Consider the following 12,217-nt stretch of genomic DNA (forward strand, 5'->3'; position numbering starts at 1 on the left):
CAACTTCAAACAAATTATTCGCAAATTATTGCAACACAGCTTGTAGTTGGCATTGCTCATTATGCATCTGAGCATCTCTCAAAATTAAAGACTGTAAATACTTGCTTTTATTTGGCAGGCCATCTCTCTTAGCTGCGCGAGAAATATACTCACTCCAAGATTTTGGAACACGAAAACGCTCTTGTACACTTATTTCGCGCTTTTCCTTTGAGTTTGGTCTACCTGGTCCAGATAAAGATGCAAATATTTCAGTTGCATCGGAATCTTCAGAAATCAGAGTTTGCATAATTTTTGCGGCATCTTCGCCTGAAAATTGTGCTACAGGTGGATTATTTGGAGCAGACACATTTTCATCAGCTAAATTCTCATAAATATCCATTTCAATCACCTCATTTGCCCCATTTTTTCCAATATTTAAACCATTTATCAGTCAAATGCTCTACGTGAAACACAAGAAAATCTTTACCTTGTGGCCTTGCAAGCACTTCAATTAAATCATCTTCCCACGCACCTGGATGCCTTAAACATATAACTAAAGCAACAACTGTTCCCTCCGAGCTAGGTGGATTTGACACGTCATTAGGATTAACTAAGGCAAACCATACAGGTTTAGCCATAGCTCTTCGTATCTCTTCCTCATTTAGATGATTTTCATCAAAATGTTTGTACGCAGATTTGGGATCAAATCTAATAACCATTAATTAAATGTACCACAATTTATTGACCTGATAATTATGCAAATATTTTTGCAAACTACGCGCGAGATGCCGTTACGCCGTGCGAGTCAATTTTTACGTGCAAAATCTTCCAATCGCAGCCACTCAAAAGCGGTTCTGCAATTTTTTCTATTTTTCCAGCTACAGTTTCCGCACTTTCTATTTCCGCACTTTCTATTTTTTCGCTTATATTAGTAGCGTTATTTTCCCCTACGGCTGCTTGCGACTTTTCCTCGTAGAACACCGCTGCGCAAGATCCAGCTCCAGAAATCGCAGCCGCAAACCCCTTGTCTCGCAAAGCTTTTACCAAATCCCAAGTTGGTTGCATAAGACTTGCTCGGTATTGCTGGTGAATAGCGTCTTGAGTAGCCATAAAAAGCAAATCGTTTCTGGAAAGAGTTGTTTTTGCGCAAGAATCGCAAGCAGCCGCAGAGTCACCAAAATCGCAAGAATCAGCAAATGCGCTAAAATCTCCAAAATCACCAAATGCAATCGGCAATAAGCAAGCGCGCGAAACGTTAAACACAGCATCTGCGTACGGCACTTTTTCTGGAAGCGCTTTGCGAGCCATTTGCGTTGAAAGAGTAAAGTTTGGCACAAAAATCGTTGCGCGAATTTGATTAGAAACGCTGTATCGAACAGTGTGGAACTCACTGCCACTCTTCCAACTGGTTGTTAATCCGCCAAAAACCGCTGGAGCAACGTTGTCTGGGTGGCCTTCAATTGTAGCTGCAAGCTCAAAAATCGCCTGCTTGTTAAGATTCCCATTATGCGCAAAAGCCCAAGCTGCAGCTACGCCCGAAACAATCGCGCTTGCAGAAGACCCCATTCCGCGCGCTTGTGGAATGCGATTATGCGCTTCTAGAGTAAATCGCAAACGCGGCAAGCCAAACGCTTCGCACGCTTTGCGGAACGCGCGAACAACAAGATGCGTCTCGTCTTTTGGCAACGAATCTTCGCCTTCGCCGTGAATAATCACGCGAACATCTTGCGAATCATCAAGCGAATCATCAAGCGTAAAAACTAGCGAATCCGCATAGTCAAGCGCAATTCCTTCAACATCAAATCCCGACCCAAGATTTGCGCTGGTTGCTGGCACGCAAACTGACACACTGTTGCATACTGGTTTCATTTCGCACCTTTTCCTCTCGAGCAGCCTACTAAATTACTTAATTACTTAATTACTCGATCACCCGATTACTCAATAATTCGCAATGCAAGAGGCTTTGCACACACAGCATCCACCTTTTTCAAATCCGCAAGAATTGCGCTCAAATCCGCCTCTGTGCAATCTTTTACAAGCACGCGCAAATCGCCAGGGCCGCCGATTCCGCAAGCTGGGCAATCACCTTCGCCATCGTATTGAGTTTGGCAAAGCATAGGCAATCGTTCCGCGTTAACTCCGTGCTCCGCAAACACATCCATCACTTCGCTGCAAAGAGCCAGCGAAGTATCCTCCATGCTGCATCGCACAACAAAATCCGCACGAATCGAACGCGTGGAAGCCAAAGATTTGGCGTTATACATTGGCACGCTAGCATCGTTGCAGCCGCGCGCTATGTTTCTAGCAGCTCCAACAATATCTCCAACAACCGCGCTTGCTGTTGGAGCGCCACCAGCGCCGCGGCCGTAGAACATAAGATCATCCGCCGCTTGCGCTTTAACAAAAACGGCGTTAAAACTGCCATGAACGGAAGCCAGCGGATGCTCTTTGCTAACCAACGCTGGGTAAACGCTTGCGCTCACTGCGCCACGCGTGTCGCTTGCAACCGCCGCAAGCAGCTTAATCACACGATTTTGCGCACTTGCTGCCGCAATATCTTCAGCCGTAATCGCGCTAATTCCTTCAACGCTAACGTCATCAATGCTTATTGGCATCTGGAATGCAAGCGTTGCCAAAATCGCAGCCTTGTTTGCTGCATCAAATCCTTCAACGTCTCCTGTAGGGTCCGCCTCCGCATATCCCTTTTCTTGAGCTGCGCGCAAAGCCGAGTCAAAATCAAGCCCGCGAACCGTCATCTCGTCAAGAATGTAGTTTGTAGTTCCGTTTACGATTCCAAAAATTTGCGTGATTTTGTCGCCCACAAGCGACTCTCTAAGTGGGCGCAAAATCGGGATTGCGCCTGCAACAGACGCCTCAAAGCTTAAATCCACTCCGTTTTTTTGCGCGCATTCATATAGTTCTGGGCCAAACTTTGCAAGCAACGCTTTGTTTGCTGTTACAACCGATTTTCCGCATTCTAGAGCGGTTTTTACAAATGTGTGCGCTGGTTCCAAGCCTCCAATTAGCTCAACGATTATGTCTATATCTTCGCGTTTACAAATCGCTCCTGCATCTGCGCTTAAAAGATCTTTGGCAATCCATGGCGCGTCCACGTCTTCTGGATGCAAGCACGCAACTGCCGCAAGCTCTAGCGGAGCGCCGATTCTTGCAGATAGTTCAGCGTTTTCTTCCACTATTAGACGCGCTGTTTGCGATCCTACCGTTCCAGCGCCTAAAAGACCCACTCGAATTGGATCTGCGGCAAAGCAATCGTCATTTGCACATTGAGCGCTTTCTAAATTGTTTTGGTCTAACATAGACGCCTCCTAACTTAAATCAATATTCAATTAAATAAATTCAATTTGCACAAACAGCACAAACAAATTCAGCTTGCACAAACAGATTCAGACTACGCAAACACCCTACACAAACAGCTTATAGATTCAGTCTACACAAACAACATAAGCAGATTCAGCAAAACGGACGCAATCAAGAATCCCATAACGCCAACAGTTCCATAAAGTGCTTTTGTTCCAGCAGTGCCACGAATCTCTAGCGGCGAATCGTAGAATTCAAGATACCTCTTGCGGCGAGCAAGTAGCACAATTCCAAACACAAACATAACAATCATAAACATTGCATAAAGGCCTATAAACATAAATCCAGGAGCCAAATCCGCAATCTCATGAGTGTTCAAATTTTCAACCTTAATAAGATCTCCATTTGAATCCATCATGTTGTTTGAAATCCACATTGCTATAACGCTGCCTTGGAAGTTTACAATCATATGCAAAAACACGCTGTATCTAAGCTGCGATGTACGAACGTACATGTATCCAAACACAAGACCAAGCCCAAAAGCGTAGAAGAATTGGAACATATTCATGTGGAAAAGCGCAAACGCCAATGCAGAGAACACAATCGCACGCTTTTCGCCATACACGCGCAACCTGTCTATAATTTGCTTTCTAAACAGCCACTCTTCCACAACTGGAGCTAAAAATACCACAAAAAGCAGCGTTTCCCACACGTTTCCGCCTGCTACAATATCTGCAATCCTGTTCTCGGCTTTTCCGCCAGAAATAAGCGCGGAAGCAACAAGCCCAATGTAACTTCCTGCATACATTATTGGCACGCTAACAGCAAAGAATCCGCCAAATTGGCGCAAAGACATAGTAAACTTGCGAGTTTCTACCGCTGGTGTACGCCTTAGAACAAGCATTGCAAGAGGCAACGCTATTAGGTATTGCGCAACATCCGAAGAAACAAATGAGCTTAGCGAAGGTGTTAAAACGCCTTTTGGAACAAACATGCTAATCAATTCGCCAATTAAAAGCGTTGCAAGAATCCACGTAAATAGGAACACGCACAGCGACACTCCTACAGATCCTTGACGCTTGCGCGCAATCGTATACGCGTCTGGATGCTGCTTGTTTGCAAGCTTACGCTGTTTACGCATTTTTACCTCCGACTAGTCTAAAATAACGCCTTCAATAAGCTTTGTGATTAAATCGCTGTAGCTTATTCCCGTTGCTTCCCAAGCTTTTGGATACATGGAAATTGGCGTAAATCCAGGCATTGTGTTGATCTCGTTAAGGATTACGCGACCGTCTTTAGTCACAAAAGAATCCACGCGACTTAGTCCTCTGCCGTCTGCCGCCTTAAATGCTGCGAGCGCCGTTTTGCGAACGCGTTGCAAAGTCTCTTCTGGCAAATCTGCTGGAACTTCAACGTGCGAAGCTGCAGAATCCATATATTTGCTGTCAAAATCGTAGAACTGGTCTTCGCCAGCCTGGCGCTTGTCGAGCACAACCTCTCCAGGCCAGCTGGCTTTTGGCTCTTCACCATCGCGTGCCGCAAGAACAGCGCACTCAATTTCTCGCGCATCAATTCCCTGCTCTACTAGCACTCGCCAATCGTGCTTTGAGGCCTCATAAACGGCATCTGCTAAGGCCTTAGCATCGCGCGTTTCTATTTTTGTAACTCCAAAACTAGACCCTGCACGGCTTGGCTTTACAAAAAGCGGATACTCTAGTTTTGCTTCTTCAACTTGCTCAAGAATTTCGTTTGCATACGCGCCGAAGCGATTTGCCGCGTCGCTTGCAAACGTGCGCGCGTCCAGTGCGATTCCAGGAGCCACAGCAATTCCCGCAGCCTTAAAAAGCTGCTTTGCGTAGTATTTATCCATGCACGCAGCTGAGGCCAAAACTCCGCAACCAACGTACGGAACTTGCATCATTTCTAGCAAGCCTTGCAAAGTGCCATCTTCACCGTTTGGCCCGTGAAGAACTGGGAAAACAGCGTCAATATGACCTAAGCTTGCAAGCGTGCCATCCGCCTCTCGCACCAAAAATCCGTCGGCGCCCTTTGCTGGGTCTAGCACAACATCGCGCGTTTCTGCGGTTTTTGTGATTACTGGCAGCTCGCCTTGCTCCATGTGGAAGTTTCGCGGATCTTCGCCGCCAACAATCCACTCGCCTTGCTTTGTGATTGCAATGCGCACGATTTCAAATCGACTTTCGTCTACAGCACTGAGCACTCCAGCAGCCGATATGCAAGAAATCGAATGTTCGTCTGCTTTACCGCCGTACAAGAACACTACACGCTTTTTAGTCATTTTTTTCCTTTTATATTTTGAATTATTTTAGTTATCTTTGATTATTATTTTTGCTTGCGATTTACACGCTTATACGCTTGCGACTTACACACGGCTTTCGCGCTTCACTACTCCTCGCAAACATCGTTATCAAAAAGCATTGCAAGCATCTCTTGGCAAGAGATTCCTTCTTCTAGCACGCGAGCCATTGCGCTTGCAAGCGGAGTTGCAACTCCCAAACGCTTGCCCATTGCCACAACAGCGCTAGTAGTTGGAACGCCTTCCGCAACGCCATTACTCACAGCGGTTGCTTCTTCAACGCTCATGCCTTTTCCAAGATTTGATCCAAAAGTGTAGTTGCGGCTTAGAGGAGATCCGCAAGTTGCCACTAAATCGCCAAAGCCTGCAAGTCCTGCAAAAGTGCGAGAACCCGCGCCTTCCGCAACGCCCAATGCCGTCAACTCTGCAAGACCGCGCGTTTCAATCATCGCAGCCGTATTTTCGCCGTATCCTGCTCCTCGAGCCATGCCAACTGCGAGCGCAACCACGTTTTTAAGCGATCCGCACATTTCTACGCCAATCACATCTGTTGAAACAAACGCCTTAAAGTAGCTGTTTGAGCAAGCTTTTGCAACCACTTCGGCATTTGCGCGATTCTCGCACGCAACAACCGCCGCCGCATGCTGCCTTAGTGCCACTTCTTTGCTTAAGTTTGGCCCAGATAGCGCTGCAAAACGGTTACGCGGCAAGTTCAAAGCTTCGCACACAACCTCGTCCATGCGCTTGCCTGTTGTGCGCTCAATGCCTTTCATAAGCGAAACAACAATCGCATTTTGCGGAATTTTGCCAGCAAATTCTTCTAGCGCAACGCGCGCAAACTGTGCTGCAATCGCAACTACTACAATGTCTGCGTTTGCTACAGCTTCTGCGCGATCCCCCGTAGCTGTAATGTTTTCTGGCAAACGCTCTACGATTGGCAGCCTAACTTCGTTGCGGTGATTGCTACGAATGCCTTCAACAATTTGCGGCTCTATAGCCCACATTGTCACTTGATTTCCCGCGTCTGCAAGCACCTGCCCAAACGCCGTACCCCAAGCTCCAGCACCCAACACCGTAACGTTCATGTTTACGCCTAGCCTTTCGATTTATGAGTTTGTAAACTACTTTGGTCGTAAGCCATTTGTAGCGATTTACAACTAGTCAAGTTATAGTCAACTTAGTCAACTCGTAGCAAACTTAGTTAATTTGTAGTCAACTTAGTCAACTTTTAATCACACTATTACATAATTCTACACAGTGCGCTTTACGGGCATTTTGTGAAGACTTTATTAGTGATTTATTAGTGATTTATTAGTGATTTGCTTACGATTTTCTAATAACTTATCACTGATTTATCAACGATTTGCTAACGACTTATCAACGACTTATCGCTTATCGAATCACAAATTTACAATCGCTATTCTTTAACTCTTTTCATAAGCTTGTAATCGAAGTATCCAGCTGGCGATTTTTCGCCGCGAATCTCTTCCATAATTTCCGTCATGCGCACGCGTACGCGACGAGCCAGCTCTGCAGCAGACTCCATAGGCGGCAAATCGCCCCAATGCTCCATATCTTCAAGAAGATCCGAATAATCAAGACGCGCATCGTAGCACATTACAACGTTTTTCTTTGGCCACGGCCACCAATGATTAATGCTTGCAGCACCCCACGTAACAGCGCAAAATAGCGGAATTTGATGCCCAAGTCTGCGCGATGCTTCGAGCGCAATAATGCCGATTCCTGGCTTCATGCTCATAGGCCATTTTTGAGGGTCGCGCGTAACTGTTCCTTCTGGCCATACGCTAAGCGGCCTGCCATTTGTTAGGATTTTAATCGATTCTTCTTCGATTTCGCGCGCTTTTCCGCTTCTGCGCGGAACTGGTTGCATGCCAACAAGCTGGAACCATTTTCCCATGATTGGCCAATTCGCAAGCTCTGCTTTTGCCATGTATCGCGGACGGCGGCCTTGGTGGAATAGAGAAGTCATTGGCACAAAAACGTCGAACATTGTAACGTGCGTGCAAGCGGTTATAAACACGCCTTCTTCTGGCACATTCTCTAATCCCCATGCGCGCACTTTGCAACGAGATCTAAGCACGCGAGATGTTCCTTCAAGCAATCGTTCGGTTGCCTTTGGATTTTGCGCGTTGATTTCTGCCGTATTTGGCGTCCGCGCGCCCGTTGGGTAGTAATAAGTAGGGTCAACTAACTTGTGTGCGCGCGCTAAGCGTTCTACTTGCTCATCGCTGAGCGGCTTAACTGCGCTTCTAGGCGAAGGTTTTCCTTTAGATACCATACGTCTATTGTGCCGCAAACTATAAACCGCAAAATCTTCCATAAGCACACTACATGATTACGCCAGGTGCTGTAGAGATTCGAGATTTTTCGCAGCGGATGAAGCGTTTCGTTCGCGCGGTCTAAGCGCGCGAACGTCTTCGCCGCACGTAAAGTCCACTGGACTTTACGTTTGAGCGGCTCAGCGAATCGAAGTGCATTCGCGCGCTACGCTTTAAGCGCTCATGCAAGTCGATTCGCAGTCCTCCGATGGTGATTCGCTGAAGCAGCAAGAAAAATCGAGAATCTCGGTGATAAAAGCCACGCAAAAGTCCTAGATATCCAGAAGGTTTGATGTATTTCTCTACGAGCAATAAATAGCGCCGTACTAAAACCTAAAACCTTAGAATATTAACGTTCATAAACCATACGCAAAAGTGTTTCGTTCGCGCGGTCTAAGCGCGCGAACGTCTTCACCGCACGTAAAGTCCACTGGACTTTACGTTTGAGCGGCTCAGCGCGCCAAATTGCCTTCTCGCGCTACGCTCTAAGCTCGAAGGCAGGTTGGCGCGCCTGCGAGGAGAGAAATACTCAAACCTCGCGCAACAGCAAATAGAGAAAATCGCTCGCGCGGATTAGCCGCGCTCACGTCTTCGCCGCGCAGAAGCAATGCTTCTGCCTTGAGCGGCTCAGCGCTTTGAAGGAGCTTGAAATGCATTATGCAATTTCAAGCTCAGTCAAATCGTGCAACGACTGATCGTAGTTTTGGCACAATCCTCGCTACCAACCCGTGTTTAGGCGAGCACACCCACGCTAGAACAAACATAAAAGTCGCAACCAAAACGATTGTTCCGCCAGTGGCAGTGTCTAAACTCCAAGACAAGTACATTCCAAGAATCGAAGAAGCGCACCCAATAGCAGGCGCTAAAATCATCATCTTTCCAAGTCGGTCAGTAAGCAATCGCGCAGTCGCCGCAGGCGTAATCAAAAGCGCTAAAACAAGCACGTTTCCAATTATTTGCACAGATACTACTACAGCAATAGCAACTAAAACGTATAGCATTCCATCCAACCACGCTACTGGCAAGCCCATTGCGCGGCTTGTTTCTCGGTCCATCGAAACGCATACTAGCTCTTTGTGGAACATCATTAAAAGCGTTACGATTATTAGTCCTGTTATTGCTACTACAGCGATGTCGGAGTCTGGGATTCCCGTAATGGAGCCAAATAGGAACGATTCTAGGGATCCTGCATAGCCAGAAGCTTTTGATATTACTACGATTCCCAGCGCAAAGGCAGACACAAAAAATACGCCTATAAACGAGTCTTCGCGAAGCCTACGATTTTGGCTAAAGATTGATACGATTAGCGCGGTTGCAACTCCTGCGAGCGCGCCGCCAAACAGCAAGTTTCCTTGCAACACAAACGCGATTGCAAGTCCTGGAAAAACGGAGTGCGCTACTGCGTCTCCAATAAACGCCATTCCGCGCAGCACTACGTAGCATCCTACAACTCCGCATATTACGCTAGAAAGGCACGCCACTATAAGTGCTTTTAGTAAGAACCAAAGGTCTGGGTTTGTAAGGTCTTGTATAAAGTCGATTGGAGATAGCATTATTTTTCTACCACACTTTCATGCGCCATAACGCGCTCAACTGCTTTGATTAGTGGATTTTGCGGAGCTACGTGGAAGGTTCGTACCCACTGTTCTGTTTGCAAATTTTGCGGCTCATCGTCGCCCACAATAGTGCCATCAAATAGCATTATTCTCGAGCATGAGTTAATTGAGCCAATAATGTCGTGCGAGCTCATCAAAATGGCTTCTCCCGACTTTGCTAAATCCAAAAAAAGACTTGTGAGCAGCTCTTGAGTGGGCATGTCTAAGCCTGTAAATGGCTCATCTAAAAGAAGCAATCGCGGCTGCCCAGCAAGAGCGCGCGCAACGAGTACGCGCTGCCTTTGACCACCCGAAAGCTCGCCGATTGTGCGATCTCTAAAATCCGCCATTCCTGTGCGCTCAAGAGAAGCGAGTGCTATCTCGTAGTCCTCTGTTTTTGCACGACGAACGTAGCCAATATGACGAATGCGTCCCATCATTACTACGTCTAGTACGGAAAGTGGGAAATCCCACGCAATATCGTGGCGTTGCGGCACGTATCCAACGTTGCTTACTCGCGGATTAATCGAAGATTCACTGCTTTTATTAGCGTGTACTTCCAGCTTTCCAGAATGCGGTATTAGCCCCATAATCGCGCGGAAAAGCGTTGTTTTCCCAGCTCCATTTGCGCCAAGAAGCCCCACAAATTCGCCACTTTTAATCGTAAACGAAACGTCTTTTACAACAGTGCGGCTGCCGTAACTTACGCTTAAGTTTTGCGCGTTTATAACAGTATTCGCGTCCATACTTGCGTCCATATTTCCCTCGTCAATCCTCATCGCTTAAATCCAACTTAAATCCAACATCAATCTCACTTAAATCTCACTTCAAACACTTTGCTAAAGAATCCGCATTCGCTCGCATCATATCCGCATAAGTTCGCACTTTAGAATCGAAAGCGTCTCCATAAATCGGGCAAACTTTTACGTGCGCTTGCGCCGCAAGCTCTTTAAGCACAGACGAACGCGAGATCAAATTCGGCTCCAAAAACACAGCTGGAATCTCTAAATCGCGCAAAATCTGCTGCAATCTACGCCTATCTTGCACACTCGGCTCGCTCGAAGGATTAATCGTTACAAATCCTGCAATATTCACGCCGTAAGTCTTACCCAAGTACGCAAAAGCGTCGTGCGTTGTAACCAAATTGCGCTTCTCTTTTGGTATTGACGCCAATTTTTTCCGCATATACGCGTCTACATCTAACAACTTGTTAATGTATCGGTCCGCATTTTCGCGATATTTACGAGCATTTTTAGGGTCCACTTCGCAAAGGCGATCTGCGATTGTTCGCACGTATGCTATGCCATTTTTTACAGATTGCCACAAATGCGGGTCAATATCTCCGTGAACGTGCTTTCCTAAAACTGCTTGCGGCAGCTGATAAATCTTCTGCCTTGCAGCTCCCAAAAACCTGTATCCCTGCTCGGCTGGTATCTCTTTTAGCGCGTTAGTCGGAACTTCTACAACAACATCGCGCGGCGCATAATACACGCGTTTTGGCGCAGCGGAGCGTTTTTCTTGCAAAGTATCTACGCGGTACACAAATCCGCGTTTTGCTAAGTCGTAAGCTAAATCTGCATGACCTTTGTTCAGCACTACGCTAGCTCCACGCTTTTTGGCTATTTTTTGCGCGTTTACGCCTACAGCAAATCGCATTTTGGTGTTTCCAAGGCTAGAAACTACCTCGTTTTGCGCGTTTAGCATGTCGGCGTGCAAGTCAAGTGTGTATTCGCCTGGCTTGCTAAATGCCCAGCTTAAATGCGTGTGCGCGTCTGCTGGCAAGTCTACGTGGTCGTTTGCGCTTATTCCGTTTGCGCTGTTAAAGTATGTTTCTACGCTTCCAAAAGTGCCAGTCAAATATGCAAATAGCGCGCCAGGCCCTTTTACTTTTGTTGCTGTTAAGCGTATTCTGTCGGACCTTTTCATGCTGTATGCGTTTGGCTTTATTACAGTTGCGCGACCTTCTTTTGTTGCGGTAGATGGCGCGTTTGATTGTGAAGATTGACCTGACTTTTCTAGTTGGCTAGCTTGTTTTGAATTTGTTTTTGTTTTATTGAGATTGTTTAGCGAAGCTAGTCCACCAGCCGCCGCCGAGGGCGATTCTTCCGCACGCTTTTGCGTATTTTCACTTGTAGCGCCTTGCGCGCTATGCGCTTCCTCGCTCGGCTGCGCAGCCATGCGTTCTGTAGCAAGCCCTAGCCAAATCGTGTCTAAAGACACGTCTTCTATCATCGGAATAATATCTGCCGCGTGCTTAACACTTTCTTCCGCAAGTTGCACATTTGGCACACCTTTTCGCAAATTCACATCTAAAGCTGTAATTACGCCGTGTTCTTCCAGCATCATGTAGTTGCTAAAAGCTACATCCGCGTACACAACATCTCTAATTGAGCGCAAACGCGGCTCGTACGAATGTGGATCCGCGTTGTCTGGCACAATCGCGCTCACATTTGCCGCGTCTCCTGCCACATTCGCAACCATATCTCGCAAAACGCCTGTAGTTGTAACTACATTAATGCGACCATCGCGATGTACTGCACGATTCCCATTAGCACTACCACAAGCAGAAAGCGGCAAAATAAGCGCAACGGCTGCAATTGCAGCAAGCGAAGAGAACAAAGTTTGCTTTACTTTTTTGGGCTTACGAATCACCCTTACACACTCCTACT

General features: G+C 46.8%; 11 protein-coding genes. All 11 read right to left on the bottom strand.

Going from position 1 to position 12,217, the window contains the following annotated elements; all coding sequences use genetic code 11:
- Window positions 1–25: 25 nt before the first annotated feature.
- The 11 genes from NYP65_RS03490 to NYP65_RS03540 all read right to left on the bottom strand — a co-directional run bounded on the left by NYP65_RS03490 (window position 26) and on the right by NYP65_RS03540 (window position 12,200).
- Window positions 26–379 (bottom strand): hypothetical protein, encoded by a 354-nt coding sequence (locus tag NYP65_RS03490; protein WP_018646327.1) that lies wholly within the window; start codon window positions 377–379, stop codon window positions 26–28.
- Window positions 380–389: 10 nt separating this feature from the next.
- Complete coding sequence (locus NYP65_RS03495) at window positions 390–617, bottom strand: hypothetical protein (protein WP_219722708.1); 228 nt, start codon at window positions 615–617, stop codon at window positions 390–392.
- Between the two features lie 136 nt (window positions 618–753).
- The gene (thrB, locus tag NYP65_RS03500; protein WP_473410616.1) at window positions 754–1,848 is read right to left on the bottom strand and encodes a homoserine kinase; all 1,095 of its coding nucleotides are present in this window, start codon (window positions 1,846–1,848) and stop codon (window positions 754–756) included.
- Window positions 1,849–1,913: 65 nt separating this feature from the next.
- Window positions 1,914–3,296: a homoserine dehydrogenase gene (locus NYP65_RS03505; protein WP_101889752.1), complete on the bottom strand. Its 1,383-nt coding sequence runs from the start codon at window positions 3,294–3,296 to the stop codon at window positions 1,914–1,916.
- 131 nt (window positions 3,297–3,427) lie between these two features.
- Window positions 3,428–4,438, bottom strand: coding sequence for a CPBP family intramembrane glutamic endopeptidase (locus NYP65_RS03510; RefSeq protein WP_101889753.1), 1,011 nt, complete (start codon window positions 4,436–4,438; stop codon window positions 3,428–3,430).
- A gap of 12 nt (window positions 4,439–4,450) precedes the next feature.
- Window positions 4,451–5,596, bottom strand: a complete 1,146-nt coding sequence (locus NYP65_RS03515; RefSeq protein ID WP_101889754.1) for a D-alanine--D-alanine ligase family protein — start codon at window positions 5,594–5,596, stop codon at window positions 4,451–4,453.
- A 107-nt stretch (window positions 5,597–5,703) separates the two neighbouring features.
- On the bottom strand, window positions 5,704–6,699 hold the full coding sequence (locus NYP65_RS03520; protein WP_415691332.1) for an NAD(P)H-dependent glycerol-3-phosphate dehydrogenase: 996 nt from the start codon (window positions 6,697–6,699) through the stop codon (window positions 5,704–5,706).
- Window positions 6,700–7,031: 332 nt separating this feature from the next.
- Window positions 7,032–7,913, bottom strand: coding sequence for a lysophospholipid acyltransferase family protein (locus tag NYP65_RS03525; RefSeq protein WP_032835836.1), 882 nt, complete (start codon window positions 7,911–7,913; stop codon window positions 7,032–7,034).
- A gap of 711 nt (window positions 7,914–8,624) precedes the next feature.
- The gene (locus NYP65_RS03530; RefSeq protein ID WP_004129803.1) at window positions 8,625–9,506 is read right to left on the bottom strand and encodes an anchored repeat-type ABC transporter permease subunit; all 882 of its coding nucleotides are present in this window, start codon (window positions 9,504–9,506) and stop codon (window positions 8,625–8,627) included.
- Window positions 9,506–10,327 (bottom strand): anchored repeat-type ABC transporter ATP-binding subunit, encoded by an 822-nt coding sequence (locus NYP65_RS03535; protein ID WP_473410617.1) that lies wholly within the window; start codon window positions 10,325–10,327, stop codon window positions 9,506–9,508. The genes NYP65_RS03530 and NYP65_RS03535 overlap by 1 nt, the downstream gene beginning before the upstream one ends.
- Window positions 10,328–10,370: 43 nt before the next feature.
- Window positions 10,371–12,200, bottom strand: a complete 1,830-nt coding sequence (locus NYP65_RS03540; RefSeq protein ID WP_473410618.1) for an anchored repeat ABC transporter, substrate-binding protein — start codon at window positions 12,198–12,200, stop codon at window positions 10,371–10,373.
- Window positions 12,201–12,217: the final 17 nt, after the last annotated feature.

It is taken from the genome of Gardnerella sp. c12Ub_1, assembly GCF_055804375.1.